Source organism: Aurantimicrobium minutum (genome assembly GCF_029893825.1).
Taxonomy (GTDB): Bacteria; Actinomycetota; Actinomycetes; order Actinomycetales; family Microbacteriaceae; genus Aurantimicrobium; species Aurantimicrobium minutum_C.
On the sequence record NZ_JARXXV010000001.1, the window covers coordinates 394,353 to 421,323 of the forward strand.

Genomic DNA, 26,971 nt, shown 5'->3' on the forward strand with positions numbered 1-26,971 from the left:
ACGCGAATTTAGAAAGAACCTGAAGGAGAAACATGGCTAAGAACGAGAATGGCAAAGCCGACATCGTTCCTGCGGAGAGCGTAGTAACAGGTACCGGTGTTGTTGCACCTGATGCATTCACCGATCCTGGACTTCCTCCACACCGCCCACGCGTTACAGACCTTGACCCTAAGGCTGCAAAGCGTGCAGAGCGTGTTGTCTACACTCTGTTCTACCTCTCGATTGCGGCTAGCGTTTTCGCTGTTTATGCCTACATGTTCTTCCCTATCGAGCCAGAGAATGTTCACTCCGTTCGAATGAACACCCTCTATCTGGGTCTTGGTATTGCCTTCTCGCTTCTTGCAATCGGTATTGCCGCTGTTCACTGGGGCAAGGCTCTGATGGCAGATAAAGAAGCCATCGATCACCGTCACCCAGTTCGCGGTACAGATGAGACTCGAGCACGGGCAGTTGAAATCTTCCGCGAATCTGATGAGGAATCTGGTTTCAGCCGCCGAACCCTTATCCGCAATGGTCTGATCGGTGCACTCATTGCATTCCCGCTTCCTGCGATTGCCCTTTTCCGTGGTCTTGCACCAATGGACGTTGACCCCAACAATGAGCTCAAGCACACCATGTGGAAAAAGGGTCTACGTCTGACTCGTGACCCTCAAGGAACTCCTATCAAGGCTTCCGAACTCACTATTGGTTCTGCCTTCCAGGTAATTCCAGAAGGCCTTGTTGACCTTCCTGAGCACGAAAAGCTTGATGCTAAGGCAAAGGCAGCCGTATTGCTTGTGCGTTTGAAGAAAGAAGACCTTCACTGGTCAAGCAAGGAACGTGAGAGCTGGTCATATGAGGGCATTGTTGCCTACTCAAAGATTTGTACTCACGTTGGATGCCCTGTTGCTCTTTATGAACAGCAGACTCACCACCTGCTGTGCCCATGTCACCAGTCACAGTTCGATATTTCGAACGAATGTGCTGTGATTTTCGGACCAGCAGCTCGTCCTCTCCCCCAACTTCCTATCACCGTTGACTCTGAGGGTTACCTCGTGGCAATGAGCGATTTCACTGAACCCGTAGGTCCTAGCTTCTGGGAGCGTGCTAATTGAGTACCGTATCCGCACCCGCACAAAGCGGCGTCGTAGGAAAGTTCTCCAACTACCTCGACGAACGAACCAGTATTTCTGGAGCAGTCAAGGAATTCGGCCGCAAGGTCTTCCCTGATCACTGGTCATTCCTTCTAGGTGAGGTTGCTCTCTACAGCTTCGTCATCATCCTTCTTAGTGGTAGCTTCCTTACCTTCTTCTTCCAGGCTTCTATGACGCCTGTTCTTTACGAAGGTTCGTATGTTCCCCTCAAGGGAATTGAAATGTCCGCCGCCATGTCTTCCACTTTGGATATTTCGTTTGATATCCGTGGTGGTTTGCTTATGCGACAGGTTCACCACTGGGCTGCTCTTCTCTTTGTAGCAAGCATCGGCCTACACATGCTCCGTGTATTCTTCACCGGAGCTTTCCGCAAGCCACGTGAACTGAACTGGTCTATTGGTTTCGTTCTCTTTGTTCTTGCAATGGCAGAAGGTTTCACTGGGTATTCTCTACCCGATGATCTACTTTCCGGTAACGGTCTTCGAATCATTGACGGCATGGTCTTGGGTCTGCCCGTTATTGGCACCTGGATAACCTTCCTCCTTTTTGGCGGAGAGTTCCCTGGCGCAGACATCGTTGGACGACTCTACTCGCTCCACATCCTTCTCCTTCCCGCTTTCGTGCTGATTTTCATCGTGCTTCACTTGATGTTCGTCATCATCCACAAGCACACTCAGTACCCCGGTCCTGGTAAGACAGAAGAAAACGTTGTTGGTTTCCCCATCCTTCCTGTTTATGCAGCTAAGGCTGGTGGATTCTTCTTCCTCGTATTCGGTGTCGTCGCACTGATGGCGGCAACAGTGACCATCAACCCCATCTGGAACTACGGTCCATATGACCCCTCCCCTGTTTCAGCTGGTACTCAGCCTGACTGGTACATCGGCTTCGCCGATGGCGCGCTTCGCTTGATTCCACCTCACCTGGAAACATACTGGTTTGGTTACACCTGGTCTTGGAACATCATCATCCCTGTTCTTATTCTGTTGGTTTTCCTTGCAGCAGCATTTGCTTACCCCTTCGTTGAAGCTTGGGTAACTGGAGATAAGCGCGAGCACCACCTGCTAGACCGTCCACGCAACGCTCCAGTTCGTACCGCAATTGGTGCAGCAGGTGTGACCTTCTATGCAGTTCTGTGGGCCGCAGCGTCCTCTGACCTCATTGCCACACACTTCAAGGTAACTATGGAAGGTGTTATCAACACCCTTCAGATTCTCCTGATTGTGGGACCAATCATTGCTTTCATCGTGACCAAGCGCATTGCTCTGGCACTGCAGAAGAAGGATCGAGAGATTCTGCTTCACGGTTTCGAAACTGGTCGAATTGTTCGCCTTCCAGGTGGTGAATTCACTGAAGTTCACCAGCAGTTAGATGCTTACGACCGTTGGCAGCTTGTCTCCTACAACGACAACGCACCCATCATGCTTCGCCCCAACCCACAGGGCAAGATTACTGGTGGAATGCGTATGCGCGCGTCACTGTCTCGCTTCTTCTTTGAAGACCGTATTGCTCCTGTGACACAGGAAGAATACAAGCAGGCTCTTGAGCACGCTCACCACTAGAACAAATAAGAAATGCCCCTCTTCGGAGGGGCAATTCTTTTGTCCTATTGAGATTGTTTCACCGGCTGTCTCAAAATGGTTTTGAGCTTGGATGCTTCTGTTTTGCGCATATCGCTGAGATATATTTCGTGATGGTGGCCGTTGAATATCATTCCTGACTCCGGCATCACCCTCGAATGCAACTTTTCTAATACCGGTCCCTCATTGCTAAAAGGGCCTATGTATAGCATCTGGAAGGATAATCCCTCAGAGAGTTCGTAAAAATGCGTCTGTGAGGCGTGTGAAGAGCCTTTAGAGGTTGCTTTATTCATCGCATTCATCAAGTCTTCATCCGAAACGCTCTCAGGAATAGCTGTCAACAAACGCCACTTCCATGCAGAACGATCATCTCTGTTGAATGCAGAATAATCTTCTGCCCACCATTGTGCCTCTAACGGACCAACTACATAGTCAAAGCCTGAACGGGCTTTAGAAATGAATTTCAGAGGGTAAGCGACCGAATACAGGGTTTCGATAGCAGAAGCGAATTGATTACTTTGCGGAGCTCCCATTCCTTCAATTCCGAGAAATCGTTGGTGAGGAACATCAATAAGTTCGAAATCATTATTTTTTGGTGCATAGAACGCAACTAACTCTTTCTTAACATCGAATTTCTGCGTCAACCCTATTCACCTTCTCTACAAATACAGAAGGCCTTGGACATACATCCAAGGCCTTCTTTTACGACTATTTAGCGACCGAAGTTGCCGCGGTAGTACTCGTATGTCCAACCGGTGATTCCGACAAGAACAAAAGGAATTGCCAAGAAGATGATCCAGAAACCTACGGCTAGACCGAGGAATACAAGTCCAATGGCTGCACCTAGTACCAAGGGCCACCAGCTCCAGGGGCTGAAGTGACCGATGTTTGGATCTGCATCATCGATGTCGGCGGTGGGTGCATCTTCAGGCAGAAGGATTCCACCCTGAGACTTGTTCACCATGTTCAGGAAGAATCCGATGAATCCAGCAAGGATCGCTGAAAGCAAGAGACCTACAGAACCTGTAGCTTCGAACTCATTACCTGCCAGGATGTTCCACACGATATAGACGACACCTGAAACCAGGAAGTAGGCACCTAAGAGGAAGAGGATGACAACGTTGTTTTTCATGAGTTGTTAGGCCTTTGCCTTTCCTGCAAGTGCTGGCTGACTGGTGTAGCCACTTGGAGCAAGCTCTGGGTGGTTTAGGTCAAACGCAGGAGACTCGCTGCGGATTCGTGGGATAGAGGTGAAGTTGTGACGAGGTGGTGGGCACGAAGTTGCCCACTCGAGTGAACGCCCGTAACCCCAAGGGTCGTTGACAGTTACCTTTGCGCCGTAACGAGCGGTGAGGTAAACGTTGAGAACCCAAGGCAGCAGTGAAACTGCCATCAAGAATGCACCGATTGTCGAAAGCTGGTTCATCCAAGTGAAACCATCTTCAGGCAAGTATGTTGCGTAACGACGAGGCATGCCGACGACACCAAGCCAGTGCTGAATCAGGAAGGTCATGTGGAAGCTGATGAAGAACAGCCAGAAGTGCCACACACCAAGACGCTCGTTGAGCATCTTCCCTGTCCACTTAGGCCACCAGAAGTAGAAAGCGCCAAAGAGAGCAAATACAAGAGCACCAACGATTACGTAGTGGAAGTGAGCAACGATGAAGTAGGAATCTGACATGTGGAAGTCAAGCACTGGCGAAGCCAGGATGATTCCTGTGAGACCACCAAATACGAAGTTGAACACGAAAGCCAAGGCAAAAAGCATTGGAGTTTCGAAGGTTACAGAACCTCGGAAAATTGTTCCGATCCAGTTGAAGATCTTCACACCAGTTGGCACTGCAATCAACATAGTGAGTAGTGCGAAGAATGGAAGAAGTACGGAACCTGTGACGTACATGTGGTGTGCCCACACGGTCATAGAAAGAGCACCGATAGAGATGGTTGCGTACACAAGAGTCTTGTAACCGAAGATCGGCTTACGACTGAATACCGGAATAATCTCTGACACAACTCCGAAGAATGGCAGCGCGAGGATGTAAACCTCAGGGTGTCCGAAGAACCAGAACATGTGCTGCCAGAGGATTGCTCCACCAGTTGCTGCGTCATAAACGTGAGCGCCGAAGATTCGGTCAGCTGCGAGTCCGAAGAGTGCAACTGCGAGGACGGGGAACACGAGGATAACCAAGATCGACGTGATCAAGATGTTCCAAGAGAAGACGGACATGCGGAACATGGTCATACCAGGAGCACGCATGGTGAGGATTGTGGTGATGAAGTTCACCGCACCCAGAATGGTTCCGAAACCACCCATTGCGAGACCGAGTACCCACATGTTCGAACCGATACCTGGAGAGAAGGTAGAGGTCGACAGCGGCGCGTAGGCAAACCAACCGAAGCTAGCTGCACCCTGTGGGGTAAGGAATCCACCAACTGCGATAAGCGCACCAAAGAAGTACAACCAGAAGGAAAGCATGTTCAGACGTGGGAAAGCCACATCGGGAGCACCCAACTGCAGCGGAAGAATTGCGTTAGCAAGACCAGCAAACAGAGGTGTAGCAACCATCAGAAGCATGATTGTTCCGTGCATGGTGAACATCTGGTTGTACTGTTCCTTGGTCTGAAGAACATTCAAACCTGGTGCAAACAGCTGAGCACGGATAATCAACGCCATCACACCACCAAGAAGGAAGTACAGGATGGAGGTGATGTTGTACATGTGACCGATGACCTTGTGGTCAGTCGAAGTCAACCAACGGACAATGATGTTGCCCTTGGAAACTGGACGAGTAACACCAACGGTTTGTGGCTTGCTCGTGGTTGTAACTACTGGAGTGGGAGTAAGTGTTGCGCTCATCTCTTTTCCCTACTACTTCGACTCGGTAGCGGATGCAACAACATTCGCTTGGTTCAGGTTGCGGTCATACTCATTTCCAAGCTGACCGTTGAAGCCTTGCTCACGCAGGCTTTCGATGTATGCGTCATATTCCTCTTGTGAAACTACTTTCACTTGGAAAAGCATTTGAGAGTGGTATTCACCACAAAGCTCTGCACACTTTCCGGCATAAGTACCCTCACGCTCAGGAATGATCGACATGTAATTGGTCTTTCCAGGAATCATGTCTTTCTTGTAAAGGAAGTCAATAACCCAGAACGAGTGAATGACGTCACGAGCGTTGAGCTGGATTTCAACCTTCTTGCCTACAGGCAAGTAAAGGGTTGGAATGGAAGATTCAAGAATTGAACCCTGAGGTGCGTCTGGGGAAAGGTCAGGCTGAACCTGAATTCCTGAGTAGTACACGTCTTCGTTGGTGTAGTTGAAGTCCCACGCCCACTGCTTACCAAAAGCTTGAATGGTGACATCTGGCTTATCAAAGCGCTTTTCGATCACTGCTTCATCACGCGCCGTAAGAGCAAACAGGCCAATGATGAGGATGAAGGGGATGACGGTGAACAAGATTTCAATAGGCATGTTGTATCGCAACTGCACTGGCAGGCCAGTGTCGGTCTTGCGGCGGCGGTAAACAACCATCGACCACAGCATGAGACCCCAGGTGATGAAACCAATAGCAAAAAGAACTATCCAGCTGTTCACCCAGAAGTCAGTGATCAACTTGGTTTGGTTTGTTACTGGTGAGGCCCCAGATACGAAGCCGGGCATGTAGCCAGCTAGCTCCTGATCAGTACATGCTGACAAAGCAAGTACGAGCGTTGCTGCAATTGGAATAGCAGCCCATCGGATTCGACGTGTAGAACGCACAATTGGCCTTTCACAAACACTTGTTCAAATTCAAAACATAACTGTCTTGAACATGTTCAACTCTACCCTCAGAAAGAGCTGTGAATGTGTAGCAACGTGCTCTATTTTCGCTTGGCAGAAGCAAAAACGAAGTTACTTAGTGGAAGGAATCTCCACAGGCACAACTTCCCTCAGCGTTGGGATTATCAATGGTGAATCCCTGCTTTTGAATGGTGTCTTCAAAGTCAATCGTTGCTCCGTCGAGATAAGGAACGCTCATCTTGTCGACAGCAACCCCTACTCCCCCGAAATCGACCACTGCATCGCCATCCAAGACTCGTTCGTCGAAGTAGAGCTGGTAAATCAGGCCTGAGCAGCCACCCGGCTGGACAGCAATTCGCAGGCGAAGGTCATCACGCCCTTCTTGTTCCAGGAGTGAGCGGACTTTCTGCGCAGCAGCATCTGTAAGTCCGACGCCGTGTGCTTTAACTTCGGCAGTTGACGTTTCAGTCATTTCCACTCCTTGGAAGGGTTTGTGTTGCGTGATTACATTCTAAATATTGAAGCTCAAAGTTGTCTGCATTATTCCTGAGAACTAGATATCTCTTGAATTACATTCAGCTAGGAACAGCGTTTCAGCAACAATTGCATTTTTAAAAGATTCGACGTGGAGGGATTCGTTAGGGCTATGTGCTCGAGAATCCGGATCCTCAACACCAGTCACCAATACTTGTGCCCCGGGGAATGCGCTGACGAAGCTAGAAATGAATGGAATTGACCCGCCAACACCCATATTGACGACGTCACAGTCCCAAGCCTGGGATAGAGCATTGGTTATGCTCTGTGCAGCCCAACCACGGGTATCTGTCGAAAAGGACTCGCCCAAGTTGACGTCTTCGATAACAACGTGTGCACCAAATGGAACATGTTCTGAAATGTGCCTCTCCACTGCCGCAAAGGCTTCCTCAGCACTCTGACCTGGTGCTACGCGAACGCTGAGACGTGCAGAAACGGTTGGCAGGAGCGTATTTGAAGCGTGAGCAACATCAGGGATATCCATACCTGTGACCGTGATTGCGGGCTGACTCCATAACCGCTCAAGTACATGACCTTCACCAATGAGATCAACTCCGTCCAAAATGCCACTTTCGGTTCTCATTTGTGAGTCGAGATAGTCAGGGGTAGCAATTGTGTTTGTGAGCAGTCCTTCAACAGCCACAGAACCATTTTCAGAATAGAAACTGTTGATTAGGCGTGAAAAGGCCATAAACGCATCTGGAACTGCCCCGCCGAACATCCCTGAATGCAAGGCATGATCAAGGGTTTTGACAGTCAATTTGAACGTTGCATTGCCACGAAGGGTCGTAGTTAGTGCAGGAGTTTCCGTGTTCCAGTTGCCTGAGTCAGCCACCACGATGACATCTGCGCGCAATAACTCGTGATGATCTGTGAGGAAATTTTCGAAAGAGGGTGACCCAAATTCTTCTTCTCCTTCAACTAAGAGAACTATTCCGACGTCGACAGAGTCCACTAGTTCATGCAGTAAACGTAGAGAAGAAATATGAACCATGATTCCAGCTTTGTCATCAGCTGAGCCGCGACCATAGAGGCGACCATTTTGTTCAGTTGGTTCAAATGGAACTGTGTTCCACTCCCCTAAATCTCCTGGGGGCTGAACATCGTGATGAGCGTATAGAAGAATTGTTGGTTTTCCAGAACCAGGTTCGCGACGCGCAACAACAGCGGGTTGGCCAAAACCATCGCCGCCACTTACGCGTGAACGAAGGATGTTGATGCTGTCGAAAATCCCTGTTTCTTGAGCAAGTTGGGCAACAGCTTCTGCACTTCTGACTACTTCGTGTGAATCAAACGAAGGCCACGAAACAGAAGGTATACGAACGAGGTCTTTCAAATCTTTCATTGATTGGTCGAAAGTTGATGAAACCTTTGTACGAACGTCAGAAATAGAAGCACTCATGCCGGTAATCTTATGGTCGAAGCTTTCAAACAAAGGAACATTGTGGCGAAAAAGTCTGAAGAAAACATCAACCCCGCATCTGTTGATGAGGAGAGTTCATCCGGTAAAGGCCACGCAACACCTAGTCGCAAAGAACGCGAAGCAGCTAATAAGCGTCCTCTCGTGCCCAGTGACCGCAAGGAAGCTGCACGTATGGAACGAGCTCGTGCAAATGAAGAACGTAACAAGGCTCGTATCGGCTTAGCTGCAGGTGAAGAGAAGTATCTCCCACTTCGTGACCGCGGACCACAGAAAAAATTTGCTCGCGACTTTGTAGATGCTCGCTACAACGTTGGTGAACTTATGGTTCCGTTTATGTTTTTAGTAATCATCATGACGTTTATTCCCAGCCTGCCTGTTCAGGAGAGTTCTTTCCTTGTGTTGTGGGCATTCTTCTTCATCGCACTCACTGATGTGATGATCTTGGGCGTGCAACTACGCAAGCGTATTACGGCGAAATTTGGTTCCGTAGATAAAGGTGTTCGCTGGTATGCAGGTATGCGAAGCCTTCAGATGCGCCCCCTACGTCTACCTAAGCCACAGGTTGGTCGCCGCCAGTACCCAAGCTAAGTATCAGCGTTTCTGAGCTAGTTTTTTCAAGCCACGATTCATTTTTACTGCCCACATCGGACCGTTATAAATGAATGCAGAGTAACCCTGAACGAGGGTTGCACCTGCATCAAGACGCTCTTGAATTTGTTCTGCGGTTTCGATGCCTCCAACAGAAATGATGCACATTTCTTGTGGCACGACAGCACGAATTTCCTTGAGTACCTCTAGCGATCGCGCGGCTAGTGGAGCACCAGATAGACCGCCAGCACCGATGAGTTCTACCTTTTTAGAATCGCTTACGAGGCCTTCACGACTAATGGTTGTGTTGGTTGCAATGATTCCGTCGAGTTTGATATCAACCGCAAGCTTGGCGATTTCATGAATTTGTTCTGTGGTTAGATCGGGAGCAATTTTAACCAAAAGTGGGGTGTTGCCAGCAGCTTCTTTAACTTGACTCAGCAGTGGCTTGAGCTGTGAAAGTTCCTGCAGTCCCCGAAGGCCAGGAGTGTTAGGTGAACTCACGTTTACTACGAGGTAATCTGCTAGACCTGCAAGCAATTTTGTGCTGATGAGATAGTCATCGACAGCATCTTCAACTTCGGTGATCCGTGATTTCCCGATGTTCACACCGATGACGGGACGGTGTTTGAGTTGACGAAGCTTTTTGAGCCGCGGAACTGCAGCAGCTGCTCCCCCATTGTTGAATCCCATGCGGTTGATGAGAGCACGGTCAGGAATCAGTCTGAACAGACGAGGACGAGGATTTCCGGGTTGTGAGTGTGCAGTCAGGGTGCCTACTTCAACGTGGCCAAAACCCAGCGCATACAAACCTGAAACCATTTTGACGTCTTTGTCGAAACCAGCAGCCATACCAAAAGGTGAATCGAAGTGAAGCCCTAACGCCTGAACATGAAGCTCAGGAACTGGCTTACTGAAAGCATGTTTGATACTTCTAATACCCGGAAAGCCAGCCATTTTGACCACAAACGCACCTAAGTGGTGAGCATCTTCAGGGTCAACAAACTTGAAGAAACCGTTGAAGATCAGGTTATAGAAAGAGTGATGTCCGTTATGTGTTGCCACTATTGGTTTGCCTGCCCACTCTGACGCTCCGAGCGAAGGGTTTGAACTGCAGTTTCGAAATCTTCTAGGGAATCGAAAGCTTGGTAAACACTTGCAAAACGCAAGTATGCAACCTCATCGAGTTCTCGCAGCGAAGGCAAAATAGCCAAGCCGATTTCATTCGCTTCAATTTGTGAAGCACCAGTGGCTCGAATGGTTTCTTCGACTTTCTGAGCTAATACAGCAAGATCAGCATCGGTGACAGGCCGACCCTGGCATGCTTTACGAACACCGAGAACTACCTTTTCGCGGCTGAAAGATTCAACTACGCCTGATCGTTTAATGACGGAGAGTGACGCAGTTTCAAGAGTAGAGAAACGGCCATTGCACTCTGGACACTGTCGGCGTCGGCGAATAGAAAGACCATCATCACTTGTACGTGAATCAATTACACGTGAATCTGAATGGCGGCAAAAGGGGCAATACATTCGACTAATTGTCCTCTGACTTGAAACGGATATCTACAGCATCACCGTGTGCGGGCAAATTCTCATCATCTGAAAGCACTCGAATTCCTTGTGAGACTTCTGCCAGAGCATCTTCACTGTATTCAATGACTTGTTGTGGCCTGAGGAATGTGTATGCACCTAGACCAGATGAGAACAACGCCTGACCTGCTGTAGGCAGGACGTGGTTCGAACCGGCAGAGTAATCTCCAAGGCTAACGGGGGTGTAATTGCCGACAAAGATGGCACCTGCATTCGTGATTTGTGCAGTGACGTTGTGTGAATTTTCAGTGTGAATCTCTAGATGTTCAGGGCCGTATGCATTCGAGAAATCAACAGCTACTGAAATGTCATCAACGAGAACCAGCGCAGACTGAGGTCCAGATAGGGCTGTCTGTACTCGCGTGGAATGAGTGGTTGCAGCTGCTTGGATTTTGATTTCATCGGCAACTAAACGTGAAAGAGTTTCAGAGTCGGTCACAAGCACTGCTGACGCCATCTCGTCGTGTTCGGCTTGTGAAATCAAATCTGCAGCGATGAATGACGGATTAGCTGAACCGTCGGCAATGATGAGAATCTCGGTTGGACCTGCTTCTGAATCGATTCCAACACGGCCTCTCACAAGACGTTTAGCAGCTGCCACGTAAACGTTTCCAGGACCTGTGACCACATTTACCGGAGTCAGGCCAAGATCTGCGACACCATAGGCGAAAGCACCAATGGCGCCTGCGCCACCCATGGCATAAACCTCGCTCACACCGAGAAGTCCTGCCGCAGCAAGAATCGTGGGGTGGATTCGGCCGCCGAAATCCGCTTGCGGTGGTGAAGCAAGAGCTATAGAACTAACACCGGCAACTTGTGCAGGTACCACATTCATAATCACGCTGGAGGGGTATACCGCTTTACCGCCAGGCACATATAGACCCACACGTTCGACCGGTTGCCACCGTTGAGTAATTGATGCACCCGGGGCGATATTCGTTTTGACAGAGGCTGGCACCTGAGCTGCCGAACCAGCACGAACACGAGTGATGGCCGTTACTAGAGAAGAACGAAGTTCTGGAGACAACGCTGCCACCGCTTCGTCAATATGTGATTGTGGGACACGAATCTCATACTCAGTTACATGGTCAAGTCGCTGTGCTTGTTCACGCAAGGCTTCTGATCCTGATACTCGAACAGCCTGGATGAGTTCTTCTGCAGCTGCGCTTGCAACATCAACATCAATCTCTGTACGAGGGATGAGTGAGAGAAATTCTGTTCGATCGGGGCGTGACCCACGCAAATCTAGAGTTCGAATCATTTGATATCCAGTCTATTTCTGCTAGCCCAGGCAGCCAGGACCAAGTAACGACTTGAGCTCACCATAAAGGTCAGAGGAGACGTTGACTCGCGCAGGAAGTTCAAAAACTCGAGCAGTAGCACCGCGAGTTAGTCGCAGACGTACTTCACTTTCACCTGGATGACGTTTGAGCACCTCTGATAATTCGTTGATGGTTGCTGAGGTAGCACGAACTTCGGGAAGGACGAGGTTGAGTGGTCCTTGTTGGCCAACGACGGCACCAACGTCTGGAACGAACATACTCATGGCTTGAATATTTAGGCCGTCATCGCGAACATTCACTCGACCTTTCACGGCAAGTACTTGATCGGTCTCCAACATGGGACCAAATTCTTGATAGGTGCGCCCCAGGAGCATGATGTCCATTTCGCCGCCAAAGTCCTCGAGTTTGATAATGCCATAAGCGTTACCGGATTTCTTCGCGATTCGGCGCTGGACTTCAGTGACGAGCCCGGCGAGCACGACGATATCTCCATCCATTGTTGAATCGCTAGAAGTGAGATCGTTGATGGTGGTGGTCGCATGTTTAGCTAGCTGAAGTTCTAATCCTGCCAACGGGTGATCAGAAACATACAAACCCAACATTTCACGTTCAAACGCTAATTTGTCTCGTTTGTTGAACTCTGGTCGATCAGGAACCTGTGTGTGTTCTTCTTCGAACTCGAACATGTCGCCGAAAAGATCAACTTGACCTAAAGCTTCATTCCTCTTCAAGCTCACCGCAGATTCAACTGCATCTTCGTGGATTTCCACAAGCGCTCGGCGAGTATTGCCCATGGCGTCGAAGGCACCCGCCTTAATCAACGATTCGAGGGTCTTCTTATTGGCAACTTGGAGAGGTACTTTCTTGAGGAAGTCATGGAAACTTTCAAAGCGACCCTTATCGCTACGAGCTGCTTTGATGTGTTCAACAACACCAAAACCAACGTTTCTAATCGCTCCCATACCGAAGCGGATGTCTTGGCCAACGGCCGAGAAAACTCCGTCAGATTCATTAACGTCGGGAGCAAGCACGTTTAAGCCCATACGTCGACATTCAGAAAGATAGATACCGAGCTTGTCCTTCGAGTCACCAACAGAGGTAAGAAGAGCAGCCATGTATTCGGCAGGGAAATTCGCCTTCAGGTAAGCTGTCCAATAACTCAAGACACCATATCCAGCTGAATGCGCCTTGTTGAATGCGTAGTCAGCGAAGGGCATCAATGTGTCCCAGAGAATCTTAACGGCATCGGCTGAATAGCCGTTAGAAAGCATTCCTGCTTCAAAGTCAGCAAATTGCTTATCCAACTCTGACTTTTTCTTTTTACCCATTGCACGACGCAACACATCTGCCTGTCCAAGCGTGAAGCCAGCGACCTTTTGTGCAACGGCCATCACTTGTTCTTGATAGACGATCAAGCCATATGTCGTTCCCAAAATTTCAGATAGTGGTTCTTCAAGTTCAGGATGGATGGGTTCAATTTGTTGTAAACCATTTTTACGAAGTGCATAGTTGGTGTGAGAGTTCATACCCATGGGGCCTGGACGATACAACGCAATTACTGCTGAAATATCTTCGAAATTCGTGGGCTTAAGTTGTCTCAGCAATGCACGCATTGGGCCACCATCGAGCTGGAAAACTCCGAGGGTGTCGCCACGTGAGAGCAACTCATATGTTGCTGGGTCAGAATCGAGATCAAGAGTTTCTGGTTCTACGGTTATTCCACGGTTGTTTTGAATATTTACCAAAGCATCCTGGATAACCGTCAGGTTACGAAGACCTAAGAAGTCCATCTTGAGCAAACCAAGTGATTCACATGGTGGCTGATCAAATTGTGTGATGATTGCGCCATCATCTTCACGCTTCATGATGGGAATAACATCCATCAAAGGCTCAGCAGACATGATGACACCTGCTGCGTGTACGCCCCATTGTCTCTTCAGGTTTTCTATGCCTTGCGCAGTAGCAAACACAGTTTGGGCATCAACATCTGACTCAAGAACACTTCGGAAGTCGGCAGCTTCTTTGTATCTTGTGGCCTGAGGGTCCATAATTTCGGTCAGAGTAATGTCTTTACCCATGATCGATGGGGGCATTGCTTTAGTGAGCTTCTCCCCTACTGAATAGGGCATTCCAAGAACTCTTGAGGAATCCTTAAGAGCTTGTTTGGCTTTGATGGTTCCATAGGTAACAATCTGCGCAACCCGGTCACTGCCATATTTCTCAGTGACGTATCGAATAACTTCACCACGGCGACGATCATCGAAATCAACATCCACATCGGGCATGGAAACGCGTTCTGGGTTTAAGAATCGTTCGAAAATAAGACCATGGTGGAGAGGGTCCAATTCAGTAATACCCATTGCATATGAAGCGAGAGACCCAGCAGCAGAACCACGACCTGGTCCTACACGGATACCTTGCTTTCGCGCCCACGCGATGAAATCAGCCACAACCAAGAAATATCCAGGGAAGCCCATCTGAATAATGACATCAACTTCATATTTCGCTTGAGCTTTGTGTGCTTCTGAGATGCCTGCGGGGAATCTGCGCTCGAGACCTGCCTGAACTTCTTTGGCGAACCACGTAGCTTCTGTCTCCCCCTCAGGTACGGGGAATCTCGGCATAAGGTCACGCTTCTCAAAACTTGTCTCACAACGCTCTGCAATAAGCAGGGTGTTATCGCAAGCTTCTGGATAGTCAGCAAAAAGACGTCGCATCTCTGCAGCGGACTTTAAGTAGAACTCGTTTGATTCAAACTTGAAACGATTAGGGTCATCCAGGGTTGAACCCGATTGCACACACAACAATGCCGCATGCGCATCTGCGTCGTGCGCATGCGTGTAGTGCAGGTCGTTGGTTGCAACTAGAGGCAGTCCTAGATCTTGAGACAACTTGATCAAATCGGATACGACTCGACGCTCGATATCAAGACCGTGATCCATGATTTCAACGAAGAAGTTTTCGGCCCCAAAAATATCGCGGAATTCAGCAGCCGCTTCACGTGCTTCGGCGTATTGACCGATGCGCAGACGGGTTTGAATTTCACCACCAGGACAGCCAGTTGTAGCAATCAAACCTTTGCCATAAGTATTCAACAGCTCACGGTCCATGCGCGGCTTGAAGTAATAGCCTTCGAGGGAGGCAAGCGAAGACATTTTGAATAGATTATGCATGCCTTCAGTGGAGGAAGACAGCAGTGTCATGTGGGTGTACGCACCACCACCAGACACGTCATCATCTCCACCGTTATTCCATCGGATTCTGGTCTTATCCGTTCGGTGAGTACCTGGGGTGAGATAGGCCTCCGTACCAATAATCGGCTTGATTCCTGCATCAGTTGCTGCGTTCCAGAAATCGTAGGCACCAAACATGTTTCCGTGGTCAGTTATTGCGATAGCCGGCATGCCAGCTTCGACTGCAGCACCGATTAGCGGCTTGACACGTGCTGCACCATCGAGCATTGAGTACTCGGAATGAACGTGAAGGTGAACGAAAGAATCGTTTTCCTTGCCCATTTTCACTCCGGTTTCGTAAGTCTCAAGACTTCAATTCTATGGCTTACGACGCAGCAAGATGAGCAACAATCCGATGATTCCAATAGCACCAATTGCCCATTCAATACTTCGACCAAGTGCCATTGCTGGAGTCAGAGATGAACTCAAGGGAACTGCAGTCAACATGGCTCCTGGTTGATAAGCAGGAATGGTGTCAATTGTTGAACCTGTCGGAGAAATAATGGCTGAAGTACCCACCGTCGAGATGTTCACAACTGACCGACCAGTTTCGATTGCGCGTAATCGTGCAATCGATAACTGTTGAAGGTTTTCTGACGTCTTTCCAAAGTCCGCATTGTTAGTTTGGGCAAGAATCACCTGTGCTCCGCTATTGATCATCTGGTACGCCTGTTGGTCATCAGTGATGTCAAAACATATTGCGATGCCAGCTAACACTCCATTGATATCAACCACGTTCGATCTAGTTCCTGCGGAATAGTCGCGGGTTACCAGATCTACTAGTTCAGGCTGAAACGATCGCCACAGTTCTCTATTAGGCATGTATTCAGCAAAGGGTACGGGGTGAATCTTGTCATATTGAGCGACAGCACCATCAGTCCAGACAAGTGAAGAATTGAAGTATTCATCATCAGGAGTGGTTGTGATGGTTCCTGTGACAATGGGGGCACCAACTTTTTGTGACACGGTGGTGAGCATGAGGGCTGCTAATTCTGATTCCAGAGGATCTAAATCACTTGCGTTTTCTGGCCACACAACCATGTCAATGTTCTTGCCAGCATAAGGAAGAGTGCCTGAAACATGATCTTGAAGAATAGCTCCAGGAGCACCATGATCAAACAGTCCTGCTCTGGAATTACCTTGAACAGCTAATACATTCGTGGTGCCCTGAACCGTAATTGTGAAGGCAGGGATAACCAGCATTGTGATGAAGAACAGGATTGGCACAACCAGTAAGGGGCGGTGTCGTTCCCTCAACGCTTGGAATACCAGAGTTGCTGTAAGTGCGATGATGAAGCTCAAACCAGCAGTTCCAACCCACGTCACATCATGTGCAATGGGGCTTTCGGATTGGGATTGTGCAAGTCGCCCCCATGAAAACCCACCATAAGGCCAGACGCTGGTGATGCTCTCCCTTAACGTCCACAACGAAGCGACAACAATGCTGACAACACCTAACCGGCCCCATCGACTTGGCCATCGAGTGGGTCCGCGGTTGAGGGCAATGGCCATCAACATCGAACCGAGACTGAAAAAGATGGCTTGCAAAATACCCAAAGCCAACCAAGGAACTGGACCGAGGTATAGGGTCAACCAGTTAATGAGCGAAAGCCAAAAACAAGCACCGGAGACAAGTCCAACCGCCAATGAAGCCCATACTCCGCGGCCAAATAGAGACCACAAGAGCAGAAACACTCCAACAAAAGCTAATGGCCAATAGTTCGTTGACGGGAATGCGCCCTGAAGGGCAAAACCCGACAGAGCTGACATCGGCATTGCGAGCCACAGATTCAGACGTTTCATTTACATCACCGTCGAATAGGACACAATGCCACGACGTACTTGCTCAAGAGCTGTCCGGGCGGTCTTCTGCAAATCACCGCTTGTTACTTGTCCTAGCTGGTCTAGTAGATCAATGGTCTGCTTGGACCAGCGGACAAAGTCTCCTGCTGGCATATCAGCATCGAAAAGTACGTCATCTAAACGCGAACCCTTAGCCCATTTATACATTGCCAAGCACAAGCCTGTAGCAAGTGGATTGGTCCCTGGAAGCTTGTGGTAATTCTCTAGTTCCTCAAGGTCTGACCAAAGGTTTTGAGTCTCATGTAACGCATCTAAGAACTTGCCACGTGGCAGATAACGCTCATTGATAAGTCCTTCTTCGCGTCGTGGTTCAAAGACGATTGCACACGCCATAGCAGCTAGAGAGGGTGCATCAAGTGAGTCCCACAATCGCAAGCGAATACTTTCAGCTATCAGTAGATCTCGTTCACCGTAAATCTTGCCAAGCGATTCGCCTTTGGGAGTGAGGCTGAACTCAGATCCCTGAGGATCTTTCATTAAGTAGTCCATATCGACCAATACGTCACAAACACGATCGAAAATACGGGCGACTGCACCTGTACGAGTATTGATTTGTTGAACGAGCTTGTCTATTTCGCGTTTGAGTCTCCACCAACGCTCAGCCCATCGTGCATGTTGTTCACGATCTGGGCAGTGATGGCATGCATGACTTTTCATTTGCTTGCGTAATAAGTTCAATTCGGCACTGCGCTTTTCTTTCGCTGCACGTGAACCGAATTCTGTCTGTTTCTCAAGGTCTGTGAGTTTACGTCTGAGGGCTGCATAGTCAGCAAAATCACCCAAGTGGCATGTCATGGGTTCTGCATAGCCGGCAAGTGTTTCTTCCTGCTGTTTGACCTTACGAGCCAGATCAACGACGGCTCTGTCTGCTTGAAACTGAGCAAAGCTACTCTCAAGAATCTCGCGCGTACGTGTACGACCAAATTGTTCAATCAGGTTGATCGCCATGTTGTACGTAGGTCTAAAGCTCGAATTCAGAGGATAAGTTCTTCGGCTCGCAAGACTTGCCACAGTCTGCGGATCAAGATTATTTGCCCATTGAATGAGTGAATGACCTTCAACGTCAATACCTCGTCTACCAGCTCGTCCAGTGAGTTGTGTGTACTCCCCCGGGGTGAGAGGAACACGTGCCTCACCATTGAACTTTTCTAACTTCTCGAGAACTACAGTTCGGGCAGGCATGTTGATGCCAAGAGCTAGAGTCTCTGTAGCGAAAACTACTTTGACTAGTTTCTTTTGAAAAAGCTCTTCGACTACTTCCTTGAATGCAGGTAGAAGCCCTGCGTGGTGTGCAGCAACACCACGTTCGAGTCCCTCAAGCCAATCCCAATAACCAAGTACGCCCAAATCTTCATCGTTGATAGTACTGCACCGATCTTCAACGATTTCTCGAATGATTTCTCGTTCTTCGGCATCAGTGAGTCGGATACCAGAACGCAACACTTGGGATACTGCTTGGTCGCATCCTGCACGGCTAAAAACAAAGGAAATTGCTGGCAACAAATTCTTTTCTGCAAGAAGCTCTATCACATTTGCACGATCCATACGGCCCTGAAGTGGTTGATTCTGTGCATACTGTGGACGATTATTGCGTCCGCCACGATGTGCATTTCTACCTGCGGAGCGAATGTGTGGAGCCCTCTGGTGAGAGTGGGCAAGCCTGAGTAATTCTGGGTTCACACGGTGCTCTGCGGCTGCATTCGAACCATCAAAAAGGTCAATGAATTTATTACCCACTAGTACATGCTGATCGAGGGGAACCGGACGATCTTCCGAGACGATGATGTCAGTGTCGCCTCGAACTGCTTGTAGCCAATCTCCGAATTCTTCCGCGTTCGACACTGTCGCACTGAGCCCAACTAAACGAACATGTTGGGGTAAGTGAATGATTACTTCTTCCCACACTGCTCCGCGGAAACGGTCTGCGAGGTAGTGAATCTCATCCATCACCACGAAACGCAGATCAGCAAGCAGATTACTATCTGCATAAAGCATGTTTCGAAGGACTTCCGTGGTCATCACGACAATACGGGCACCAGAGTTGATATTCGTGTCACCGGTCAAGATTCCGACGTTTTCAGCGCCCCACTCTTCGACAAACTCGTTGTACTTCTGATTAGACAACGCCTTCATAGGTGTTGTGTAGAAGAGTTTGTCTGAGGCTGTGCTCATGGCCAGGAATACCGCAAATTCAGCCACAACAGTTTTGCCAGCTCCAGTAGGAGCAGCAACTAGAACGCTATTGCCTGCTTCTAAGACATTTGCGGCAGCTATTTGAAATAGATCTAGATCAAAAGCACGGCGTTCTCGAAATTCATTCACGAGAGGTGTCGAATTTCGAGCCTTAGCCAAGGCGAAACGTTCTGCTGCAGAGAGCTCAGGCATGACTATGACAACAGCGGTTCAGCTGGAGGAAGCACACTTGGTTGATCTTCTGGAAATTCTGCAGAGCGTTTGGATTTTCTCCGATCATGTAGCCACGCGATGCCCGCAGCGGCAAAGTAGAGAAACACCATAGGAATGGCGAGAAGGAACATGGAGAGTACGTCTGCAGCAGGTGTGGCAATAGCCGTGAATAAGGTAATCACAAGTACGGCAATGCGCCAGGACTTGATGATGCTCTGCGCGGAAAGTAAGCCAGCGAAGTTGAACAAGACAAGAAATACCGGAAGCACGAAAGCTACACCAACAACCAAAACAAGTTTCAAGACGAAATCAAAATACGTCTTTGCAGTGATAATTGTGGCGTCATCGCTGGGTGCAAAACTCGTCATCAAAGCAACGATGTGGGGATATACATACCAACCAGCAGCACAGCCTGCGAGGAAAAGTGGGATAGCACTGAGCATGAAACCAAGTGTGTATTTCATCTCGCGACGAGTAAGACCGGGCATGAAGAAAGCCCAGATTTGGTAAAGCCAGAAAGGGCTTGAAATCACAATTCCTACGGTGAAAGCTATCTGCAACTTCAAGTCAAAAGCACTCGTGATTCCGTCATAATTCAAGGTCGCTACACGGTCCTGTGAAGAAGCGACGAGGAAGATTGGTTCACGAAGCTGGGCTAGCAGGAAGTCTGCAGTGAACCAGCCAATGACAGCGCCTACAACAATAAAGAGCGCTGATAAATAAAGCCTTTTGCGAAGTTCAACAAGATGTCCACCAAGTGACATCTTTCCTTCGCGCCGAGAGGCTTTAGTTTGTCGTGCCGCCATGGGCTACTAAGAGGACTTTGAAGAGTCGCTTGAATCGGTGCTGTTTGAATCAGAAGGAGCTTGGCTCTCTTCTTTCATCTGCTTTACTTCGCTCTTAAAGATTCGCATGGACTGACCCAGCGAACGAGCGAGACCAGGAAGTTTGGGTGCACCGAACAACAACAGAATGATGGCAATGATGATGAGCAAGTGCCAACCGGAGAGATTTCCTAGCATCTGTACTTCCTTATGAATTGTTGCGAGGGTGTCCTCATAGTTTAGGCGTTATAGCTGGCAAGCGCCTGCTTTGCCCATAGCTGAACAGCTTCAATTGCTGCTGGTGGATTGAGGACAGTAATGGAACCGGGTATGTGAGCAACGAATATAGGAACGCTACTGAGTGAACTAAACGCAACCTCGATTTCTAGAGAATCTTGAGAAAGAGACGAGATCACAACAGGTTTATACGCTGAAATGAGAGGAAGTGCAGACTCTTCAATGGAGAAACGCACTCTGAGATCAGTTTCAGAAACCTCGAAAAGTTCATCTCCCAAATCTTCAGCATTGAGCCTCGTGACAAATGGTGAATCAGATACTGAAAGCTCAGAAATTCGGTCCAATCGAAATGTTCGCAGGGCGTCACGGTCGTGACACCATGCACGCAAATACCAAGACTCCCCCACAAGATCTAAACGAAGAGGGTCAACTAAGCGCTGAGCTTGGATACCAAAAGCATTCTGATAGTTGAACTGAACACTGTTCCCTGAAGAAACTGCTGACCTCATGATCTCTAGGTCTACAGGCACAGGTGCTGGTGAAATCAGGAGATTTTCTGGTGCGGCTGAAGCACCTAGTGAGATTTTCCGAACCAGATTCTCAACAATCACCTTTTCGCTATCGGGAACAATTCCAGAAATGTATTGAAGGCCAGCTAATAAAGCAGCTGCTTCACGTGCAGAAAAACGAGGAGTAGCCTCCACCGCAACGTGCTGCCACAGTTCAACGATCTGTTGCTCTTCAAGGAGATCCCAATTGATATCGAAAAGGTCTTGATGTTGGTAATACCCGTCATCGCCTGGGACTCCTGACATTGCCAAAAGTAGAACAAGTTCTAGAACTTGAGCAGGAGTAATTGAGAAATGTTGAGCAAGTCGGTCAATAGAGACAGGTCCTTGATCAATCAAATACGGAACAAATGACATCAACAAAGTGACACGATCGGAAGCTTCGAGGCGCTGTGGAACAGACATTAGTTCACTCCCACATGCATATTTGCGATGTGAATGAACCGCGAGCGAACTGCCTCACGCAATGCTGGTGGGGAAATCACACGTAGTTGCGAACCATACATTGCGAGTTCATCTGCCAGCAGTTCCAGATCGGAATATCCAAATTGAAGTGTTGAAGAATTCGCACTACCGAAACGAGCACTCAGACGTAAATGTGCATCGGAACCTTCAACACATTCAATCTCAGCGATATTGGCACGTGTAAGTTCTTCAAGCTCGTCCCGAAGACGCTGAGCATAGTTCTCTGCGGGACGAGGATGAGTCTTTTGAGGAATACGTTTAGGGTGGGAAACGATACGTTTGAGCAGGAATGTGCGCTCAGCTTCTGCGTCGAAGTCATATGCCAGTACGTACCAAAGGCCACCCCAACTAAGTACTGCCAAAGGTGATGCTGTTCTGTGCTGCGGTTTACTCTGGCCGGGTTTGAGGTAGTTGAAGGTGAGGATTAATTCATTTTCTAGGGCTTCTTCAACCGCTTCAAAAGCTCGTTCATTGGTTCGAATCTGTGGGGCAACACCAATCAATGGGTCATTAGCAGAAACTCCTAATGACCTGATTTTGGTCAGTGCATGTCTGGAATCGCTCGACAATGAAGCCTCACGCCAAGCAGCAGCTGCAACATTCAGAAGTGTAAGTTCATCAGAGGTGAAACTCAGGCCTTCAGGGAAGTCATAGTTACTGCGTGAAATTGAATACCTGATGTTATGGGTTTGGCCCTCTTCCTCGGGTAACTCCAGAGTGTCGATGATGACGCCCATTGAGCGAATCTCTTCTTTGTCTCGCTCAAACATCTTGTCTAAGGCAGTGTTGCCACTGTAGGCGTAGATGTCGCTATACCCTCGAACAGTTTTGAGGATTTCGTTTTTGGTTAGGCCTTCACGTGACGAAACCAAAGCCAAGATCAGACTAAAGAGCCGATCTTCTTTCTTAACTTTGTTTTCTGCACGAGCCATATGAAGTCTTTAGGGAGTAGTGCCGAGAATATCGATGACGAAGACGAGGGTAGAACCAGATGGAATAGTGCCGTTGTCCTGGTTGCCGTATCCCAGCTCTGGTGGAATCACTGCCACAATTTGAGATCCGACAGTCTGTCCTTCTAAGGCTTGAGCAAATCCTGGAACGACACCGTTGAGACTAAACGTTGCTGGGGATTTACGAGACCAACTTGAATCAAATACTGTGCCATCACTCCACAGAACACCGGTGTAGTGAACAGTTACAGAACTACCTGCCTTCACTATTGGACCGTCGCCCTTTTTGAGCACTTCAACTTTGAGCTCAGTAGGTGCCTTGGTCTTGGGTACCGTGACTCCTGGAACACCATTTGCATCTAGAACTACTGTGGGGAAACCATCCTGTGCGGGCTGGTCTTTACCGTTGGCCTTAGCCAAAGATGTAGAAATCAGATCGGCAACAACAACCAAGCTGGTGTTCTTTCCTAGGTTGCCCACCGGTGCACCATTTTGGTCGAGCAAATCAGTAGGAGCAATGACTGAGACAATCTGGCTTCCAGCATTGGCGCACTGAATAGTAGCTACAAGACCGTGAATGAGACTGTTGTCATCTAGTGAAGAAGTCTGAAGATCAGTACCGTCGTACTTTGTCTGTCCAAGAATTTCTCCGGTTTCACCGTTGTAAATAGAGAAGTCAAGGGTAACTGCGCCTCCTGGAAGTGCAGGTGCTCCGTCGCCTTTGACCAGAATTTTGCGTTCTGTCTTTGTCACCGTCAGCGGCGTGGGGAAGGCAGCAGTTGGTAGCTCCCCAAATCCACCGGAAACTTTGACCTTGTCTACAGTCGAACCTGATTCTGCAAGAGGCGTGCAGGAGGCATCAGAAGTTGAAGATGAACAAGCAGTCAGACTTGCAACCATAGCAAGCCCAACCAATAAAGCTGAAGTACGACGCACAATTCCTCGCAAAACTAGGGTGGGAGCAATTTCCCCTGAGAATCTCAGCCTACGCGGAAGTGTGCTTATTCAGCTGCCGACGAGCTGTCTGAAGCCTGTGAAAGTTCTGCACTTTCTGTTGCTGAACGAACACGCTTACGCAAACTCTTGGGACTGATCTCTCGCCCGCCAAGAACTCCGGGTGTCCAGGCTTCGAGGTCTTCAGCGCTGAAATCGCTCTTTGAAGCTCGACGTTTGAGGTCTGGAAGAACTGTTCCAGGAGCAAGTTTTCGGGCTGTCACAAGGAAAGCAGTGTGTCCAATCATGCGGTGTTCAGGACGCACTGCAAGACCTTCAACGTGCCAACCACGAACGATTGTTTCGCTGGATTGAGGGTGTGAAAACTGACCAGAGTCACGAAGTGCCTCAACAACTCTGGAGAGTTGAGTCACGGTCGCGACGTACATCAACACAACGCCTCCTGGAACGAGAGCATCAGCTACCATCTCTACGCATTCCCAGGGTGCAAGCATGTCAAGAACAACTCGATCTGCCTGGCCAGGCTGAACTGTTTCAGGAAGTGCATCCTGAAGGTCTCCTACGGTTACTGACCAGTTTTTAGGAGTGTAACCGTGGAAGGTGGAAACATTTGCTCGAGCAATTTCTGCGAACTCTTCACGACGCTCAAAAGAATAGAGGAATCCCTGTGGCCCGATGGTACGCAGTAACCACAACGAAAGAGCTCCAGACCCAACGCCTGCTTCAACAACTCGAGCTCCTGGAAAGATGTCTGCCTGGCCAAGAATTGCCTGTGCTTCTTTGGGGTAAATAATCGCTGCACCACGAGGCATCGACATCACGAAATCTACGAGCAATGGGCGCATAACCAGATACTCGATACCTGAACTGTTCAGAACAACTGAAGCATCAGGTAGACCAATGATGTCATCGTGCTTCACAACACCACGATGGGTGTGAAACTCATCACCGTGTTTCAACGAAACCGTGTTGATTTTGCCCTTAGGGTCTGTGAGTTGGCAACGATCACCAGCACGAAAAGGTCCAGGTAAATAGCGGGGCGTAATCTCAGAAGACATTAGTTAGTTCCTCGCTTAGCTACGAACAATTCAAAAATCTGCGGTGCAGAAACCCCCACGAGTGTGTCCAGAACCACGTCTGAAGGAATGCCTTCCAGTGACACCAGATTTCGGACGCCAACAGTGACTGCTCCAGCACCGTGAGCTGAACGACAACCCGAAGGAGAGTCTTCAAAAGCTACACATTTGCGAATATCAACATTGAGTCGCTCAGCTGCTAACACATATGCTTCAGGATCTGGTTTAGTTTTGAGTACATTGTCACCAGCAACAACTTCAGTTAGTGGTGTTCCAGGAATAACAGATGCCACTGTTCGGGCCATGCGTTCGATGGACATTGTTACAAGTGCTTGAGGAATACCTAAAGTTTGGAACTGATGAATGAGTTCTACGGCACCTGGGCGCCAAGGAACCGCTACTTCAATCTGTTCAAGTACACGATTGGTCAACGCCTGAATAATTTCGTCAATGGAGAGATCGACGCCATGTTCCTGAAGCTTTGCAGCAGTTTGTGGAAGTCCATTTCCGACTAAAGCAAGTCCATCTTCGTGAGTCCAGGTTCCGCCAAAGAGAGTGACGAGTTCGAGCTCGGCAACAATCCAATATTCTTCGGAATCTACGATGGTGCCGTCCATGTCCCACAAGATTGCTTGTGGCATTGCAATTGAACTTGAAACAGTAGTACTCACCTCTCAAGACTACTTGTCCGTAGACCTCGGTATTCTTGATAGCGATATAGAACGGGGTTCCCCACAGTGAGCAACACACGTAATCCTTTCAGAGGGCGACTTCTAGTCGTCGCTTTTGAAGGTTGGAATGATGCTGGCGAAGCAGCAAGCTCAGCTGTCACTACTCTTCAAGAACAGCTTGATGTGATTCCTCTGCACACTGTTGACCCTGAAACCTATTACGACTTTCAGTTCAACCGTCCAACCATTGGTTTTGATGACGAAGGCAATAGGGCTTTGACGTGGCCAACCTCAATTCTTTATGCCCCTATGGTTCCGGCGGAAGTAGAAGAATTCGAGAGCGAAGAGTTGCTTCTTGAAGTAACTGGCAAAAACGCTAACAACATATATCTCCTCCAAGGTGTTGAACCAAGTAGAAATTGGCTCACTTTCACGAATGAAATCTTGGATATTGCTCTTGCAGCAGATATCTCCGCGATTGTGTTGCTTGGTTCAATGCTGGCTGATGTTCCACATACTCGCCCTATCTCAACTTTTGTTTCTAGCGAAAATGCTGCTGTCCGCCACGAACTAGATGTCGAAAGAAGCACCTACGAGGGTCCAGTTGGAATCCTCAGTGTGATTGCGGCCGCAGCCGAAGAAGCGGACATCCCTACAGTTGCAATCTGGGCATCTGTTCCCCACTACGTTCACCAGGGACCAAGCCCTAAGGCAACACTTGCCTTGATCGACAAGCTGGAAGAGATTGTGGACGTCGTTATTCCGCGAGGTGAACTCGTCGAGGAAGCTGCAGAGTGGGAAGCCAACATCAACAAACTCGCTGCTGAAGATGAAGACATGTCTGCCTATATTGCCCAACTCGAACAAGCTCGCGACATGGTGGACTCCCCCGAAGCTACCGGTGAATCACTAGCCCAAGAATTTGAACGATTCTTACGCTCCACTGATAAGCCGGGCGAAGGTACGGAACCCCCTACAGGACTCTAACCCTGCAAAACGCCTGTAGCCAGGAGAGCTAGCAGTGTTCCACCGAGAACAATTCGATAGACAACGAATGGCCAGAAACTGTGCTTTCCCAGCCAGTTCATCAAGAACGCAATAACGCCAATACCCACAATGAATGCCACTACTGTGGCTCCCAATGTTTCAAAACCATTGAATACTTGTGGCTCTTTAAAGCTCTTTGCGAGTTGATAAAGACCACTTCCAAACACAGCTGGAAGAGCCAGCAGGAATGAATATCGCGCTGCAGCTGTGCGCGAAAAGCCCATGAACAAACCTGCTGTGATTGTTCCTCCAGAACGTGAAACACCTGGAATCAGAGCTAGAGCTTGGGCTAAACCAAAAACAATGCCTCTTCCAACAGTGAGTTGTTGAAGACTCTTTGTTTTCTTGCCTACATAGTCAGAAATACCGAGAAGGACACCAAAGACAATCAACATAGTTGCCACGATCCACAGTGAACGTAGCGTAGTTTCAATTTCGTCTTGGAATACAAGCCCAAGGACAACAATGGGGATAGAACCAACGATAATCAGCCACCCCATTCGAGCTTCAGGGTCATTTCGCGGAATCTTGCCGATGAGTGCCAGAAACCAATGTTTGACAATACGAACCAGGTCACGCCAGAAATACACAACAACGGCTGCTTCTGTGCCTAACTGAGTAATTGCGGTAAATGTTGCACCAGGGTCTCCCCCATGTGGCAAAAATTCTCCAATAATTCGCAAATGTGCCGAACTTGAAACTGGAATGAACTCAGTTAGCCCCTGAACGAAACCAAGGAAAAGTGCTTCGAAAAAACCCATAATG

24 protein-coding genes are annotated in these 26,971 nt (G+C 48.7%); 4 read left to right on the plus strand and 20 right to left on the minus strand.

The annotated features are described in order from the left end of the window. The first annotated feature begins 32 nt into the window (after nucleotides 1-32). Nucleotides 33-1,094 (plus strand): cytochrome bc1 complex Rieske iron-sulfur subunit, encoded by a 1,062-nt coding sequence (gene qcrA / locus M2120_RS01845; RefSeq protein WP_280797025.1) that lies wholly within the window; start codon nucleotides 33-35, stop codon nucleotides 1,092-1,094. Beyond that, entirely contained in the window at nucleotides 1,091-2,692 is a 1,602-nt protein-coding gene (qcrB, locus tag M2120_RS01850; RefSeq protein WP_280797026.1) for a cytochrome bc1 complex cytochrome b subunit, read from the plus strand. Before qcrA ends, qcrB begins: the two co-directional genes overlap by 4 nt. A gap of 44 nt (nucleotides 2,693-2,736) precedes the next feature. Here the strand turns inward: qcrB and M2120_RS01855 are convergent, their stop codons facing one another. The 6 genes from M2120_RS01855 to M2120_RS01880 form a co-directional block, all read right to left on the minus strand. Further along, entirely contained in the window at nucleotides 2,737-3,354 is a 618-nt protein-coding gene (locus M2120_RS01855; RefSeq protein ID WP_280797027.1) for a GyrI-like domain-containing protein, read from the minus strand. 68 nt (nucleotides 3,355-3,422) lie between these two features. Beyond that, nucleotides 3,423-3,842, minus strand: a complete 420-nt coding sequence (gene ctaF, locus M2120_RS01860) for an aa3-type cytochrome oxidase subunit IV (RefSeq protein ID WP_280797028.1) — start codon at nucleotides 3,840-3,842, stop codon at nucleotides 3,423-3,425. A gap of 6 nt (nucleotides 3,843-3,848) precedes the next feature. Then, nucleotides 3,849-5,567, minus strand: a complete 1,719-nt coding sequence (gene ctaD, locus M2120_RS01865; protein WP_280797029.1) for an aa3-type cytochrome oxidase subunit I — start codon at nucleotides 5,565-5,567, stop codon at nucleotides 3,849-3,851. Between the two features lie 12 nt (nucleotides 5,568-5,579). Further along, a complete protein-coding gene (gene ctaC, locus M2120_RS01870) occupies nucleotides 5,580-6,470 on the minus strand; it encodes an aa3-type cytochrome oxidase subunit II (protein WP_280797030.1) in 891 nt (296 codons plus the stop codon). 136 nt (nucleotides 6,471-6,606) lie between these two features. Beyond that, nucleotides 6,607-6,963, minus strand: coding sequence for a HesB/IscA family protein (locus tag M2120_RS01875; protein WP_280797031.1), 357 nt, complete (start codon nucleotides 6,961-6,963; stop codon nucleotides 6,607-6,609). Between the two features lie 81 nt (nucleotides 6,964-7,044). Further along, nucleotides 7,045-8,427, minus strand: coding sequence for a dipeptidase (locus M2120_RS01880; protein WP_280797032.1), 1,383 nt, complete (start codon nucleotides 8,425-8,427; stop codon nucleotides 7,045-7,047). A 42-nt stretch (nucleotides 8,428-8,469) separates the two neighbouring features. On the opposite strand from M2120_RS01880, the gene M2120_RS01885 reads away from it, so the two are divergent. Continuing rightward, a complete protein-coding gene (locus M2120_RS01885; RefSeq protein ID WP_280797033.1) occupies nucleotides 8,470-9,036 on the plus strand; it encodes a DUF3043 domain-containing protein in 567 nt (188 codons plus the stop codon). 3 nt (nucleotides 9,037-9,039) lie between these two features. Here the strand turns inward: M2120_RS01885 and M2120_RS01890 are convergent, their stop codons facing one another. The 13 genes from M2120_RS01890 to M2120_RS01950 form a co-directional block, all read right to left on the minus strand. Further along, nucleotides 9,040-10,101, minus strand: a complete 1,062-nt coding sequence (locus M2120_RS01890; RefSeq protein WP_432418526.1) for a quinone-dependent dihydroorotate dehydrogenase — start codon at nucleotides 10,099-10,101, stop codon at nucleotides 9,040-9,042. Further along, complete coding sequence (gene nrdR, locus M2120_RS01895; protein WP_280797034.1) at nucleotides 10,101-10,568, minus strand: transcriptional regulator NrdR; 468 nt, start codon at nucleotides 10,566-10,568, stop codon at nucleotides 10,101-10,103. The genes M2120_RS01890 and nrdR overlap by 1 nt, the downstream gene beginning before the upstream one ends. A gap of 4 nt (nucleotides 10,569-10,572) precedes the next feature. Further along, the gene (hisD, locus tag M2120_RS01900) at nucleotides 10,573-11,889 is read right to left on the minus strand and encodes a histidinol dehydrogenase (RefSeq protein ID WP_280797035.1); all 1,317 of its coding nucleotides are present in this window, start codon (nucleotides 11,887-11,889) and stop codon (nucleotides 10,573-10,575) included. A 21-nt stretch (nucleotides 11,890-11,910) separates the two neighbouring features. Continuing rightward, nucleotides 11,911-15,426 (minus strand): DNA polymerase III subunit alpha, encoded by a 3,516-nt coding sequence (gene dnaE, locus M2120_RS01905; RefSeq protein ID WP_280797036.1) that lies wholly within the window; start codon nucleotides 15,424-15,426, stop codon nucleotides 11,911-11,913. 36 nt (nucleotides 15,427-15,462) lie between these two features. Beyond that, on the minus strand, nucleotides 15,463-16,947 hold the full coding sequence (gene lnt, locus M2120_RS01910) for an apolipoprotein N-acyltransferase (RefSeq protein ID WP_280797037.1): 1,485 nt from the start codon (nucleotides 16,945-16,947) through the stop codon (nucleotides 15,463-15,465). Further along, nucleotides 16,948-19,392: a DEAD/DEAH box helicase gene (locus M2120_RS01915; RefSeq protein WP_280797038.1), complete on the minus strand. Its 2,445-nt coding sequence runs from the start codon at nucleotides 19,390-19,392 to the stop codon at nucleotides 16,948-16,950. A gap of 2 nt (nucleotides 19,393-19,394) precedes the next feature. Beyond that, nucleotides 19,395-20,177 (minus strand): twin-arginine translocase subunit TatC, encoded by a 783-nt coding sequence (gene tatC / locus M2120_RS01920; protein WP_280797039.1) that lies wholly within the window; start codon nucleotides 20,175-20,177, stop codon nucleotides 19,395-19,397. 48 nt (nucleotides 20,178-20,225) lie between these two features. Then, nucleotides 20,226-20,435 carry a Sec-independent protein translocase subunit TatA gene (gene tatA / locus M2120_RS01925; protein WP_280797040.1) on the minus strand — a complete coding sequence of 70 codons (210 nt, stop codon included), beginning with the start codon at nucleotides 20,433-20,435 and terminating at the stop codon, nucleotides 20,226-20,228. Nucleotides 20,436-20,476: 41 nt separating this feature from the next. Further along, complete coding sequence (locus M2120_RS01930; protein ID WP_280797041.1) at nucleotides 20,477-21,448, minus strand: helix-turn-helix transcriptional regulator; 972 nt, start codon at nucleotides 21,446-21,448, stop codon at nucleotides 20,477-20,479. Then, the gene (locus tag M2120_RS01935; RefSeq protein ID WP_280797042.1) at nucleotides 21,448-22,440 is read right to left on the minus strand and encodes a helix-turn-helix transcriptional regulator; all 993 of its coding nucleotides are present in this window, start codon (nucleotides 22,438-22,440) and stop codon (nucleotides 21,448-21,450) included. Before M2120_RS01935 ends, M2120_RS01930 begins: the two co-directional genes overlap by 1 nt. A 9-nt stretch (nucleotides 22,441-22,449) precedes the next feature. Next, nucleotides 22,450-23,394, minus strand: a complete 945-nt coding sequence (locus M2120_RS01940) for an FKBP-type peptidyl-prolyl cis-trans isomerase (RefSeq protein ID WP_280797043.1) — start codon at nucleotides 23,392-23,394, stop codon at nucleotides 22,450-22,452. Nucleotides 23,395-23,459: 65 nt separating this feature from the next. Further along, on the minus strand, nucleotides 23,460-24,470 hold the full coding sequence (locus M2120_RS01945) for a tRNA (adenine-N1)-methyltransferase (protein WP_280797044.1): 1,011 nt from the start codon (nucleotides 24,468-24,470) through the stop codon (nucleotides 23,460-23,462). Beyond that, the gene (locus M2120_RS01950; RefSeq protein ID WP_280797045.1) at nucleotides 24,470-25,159 is read right to left on the minus strand and encodes an HAD family hydrolase; all 690 of its coding nucleotides are present in this window, start codon (nucleotides 25,157-25,159) and stop codon (nucleotides 24,470-24,472) included. The genes M2120_RS01945 and M2120_RS01950 overlap by 1 nt, the downstream gene beginning before the upstream one ends. A 66-nt stretch (nucleotides 25,160-25,225) precedes the next feature. Here M2120_RS01950 and M2120_RS01955 point away from each other — a divergent pair, with 66 nt between their 5' ends. Continuing rightward, nucleotides 25,226-26,146: a proteasome assembly chaperone family protein gene (locus M2120_RS01955; protein WP_280797046.1), complete on the plus strand. Its 921-nt coding sequence runs from the start codon at nucleotides 25,226-25,228 to the stop codon at nucleotides 26,144-26,146. Here M2120_RS01955 and M2120_RS01960 read toward each other — a convergent pair. Further along, a complete protein-coding gene (locus M2120_RS01960) occupies nucleotides 26,143-26,967 on the minus strand; it encodes an undecaprenyl-diphosphate phosphatase (RefSeq protein WP_280797047.1) in 825 nt (274 codons plus the stop codon). The genes M2120_RS01955 and M2120_RS01960 overlap by 4 nt on opposite strands. Nucleotides 26,968-26,971 lie beyond the last annotated feature (4 nt).

Bases quoted from the DNA above. Each gene is read 5' to 3' on its own strand.
- qcrA (WP_280797025.1), top strand. From the start codon at position 33: ATGGCTAAGAACGAGAATGGCAAAGCCGACATCGTTCCTGCGGAGAGC.
- ctaF (WP_280797028.1), bottom strand. From the start codon at position 3,842: ATGAAAAACAACGTTGTCATCCTCTTCCTCTTAGGTGCCTACTTCCTG.
- ctaD (WP_280797029.1), bottom strand. From the start codon at position 5,567: ATGAGCGCAACACTTACTCCCACTCCAGTAGTTACAACCACGAGCAAG.
- M2120_RS01875 (WP_280797031.1), bottom strand. From the start codon at position 6,963: ATGACTGAAACGTCAACTGCCGAAGTTAAAGCACACGGCGTCGGACTT.
- M2120_RS01880 (WP_280797032.1), bottom strand. From the start codon at position 8,427: ATGAGTGCTTCTATTTCTGACGTTCGTACAAAGGTTTCATCAACTTTC.
- nrdR (WP_280797034.1), bottom strand. From the start codon at position 10,568: ATGTATTGCCCCTTTTGCCGCCATTCAGATTCACGTGTAATTGATTCA.
- hisD (WP_280797035.1), bottom strand. From the start codon at position 11,889: ATGATTCGAACTCTAGATTTGCGTGGGTCACGCCCCGATCGAACAGAA.
- dnaE (WP_280797036.1), bottom strand. From the start codon at position 15,426: ATGGGCAAGGAAAACGATTCTTTCGTTCACCTTCACGTTCATTCCGAG.
- lnt (WP_280797037.1), bottom strand. From the start codon at position 16,947: ATGAAACGTCTGAATCTGTGGCTCGCAATGCCGATGTCAGCTCTGTCG.
- M2120_RS01915 (WP_280797038.1), bottom strand. From the start codon at position 19,392: ATGCCTGAGCTCTCTGCAGCAGAACGTTTCGCCTTGGCTAAGGCTCGA.
- tatC (WP_280797039.1), bottom strand. From the start codon at position 20,177: ATGTCACTTGGTGGACATCTTGTTGAACTTCGCAAAAGGCTTTATTTA.
- tatA (WP_280797040.1), bottom strand. From the start codon at position 20,435: ATGCTAGGAAATCTCTCCGGTTGGCACTTGCTCATCATCATTGCCATC.
- M2120_RS01930 (WP_280797041.1), bottom strand. From the start codon at position 21,448: ATGTCTGTTCCACAGCGCCTCGAAGCTTCCGATCGTGTCACTTTGTTG.
- M2120_RS01935 (WP_280797042.1), bottom strand. From the start codon at position 22,440: ATGGCTCGTGCAGAAAACAAAGTTAAGAAAGAAGATCGGCTCTTTAGT.
- M2120_RS01945 (WP_280797044.1), bottom strand. From the start codon at position 24,470: ATGTCTTCTGAGATTACGCCCCGCTATTTACCTGGACCTTTTCGTGCT.
- M2120_RS01960 (WP_280797047.1), bottom strand. From the start codon at position 26,967: ATGGGTTTTTTCGAAGCACTTTTCCTTGGTTTCGTTCAGGGGCTAACT.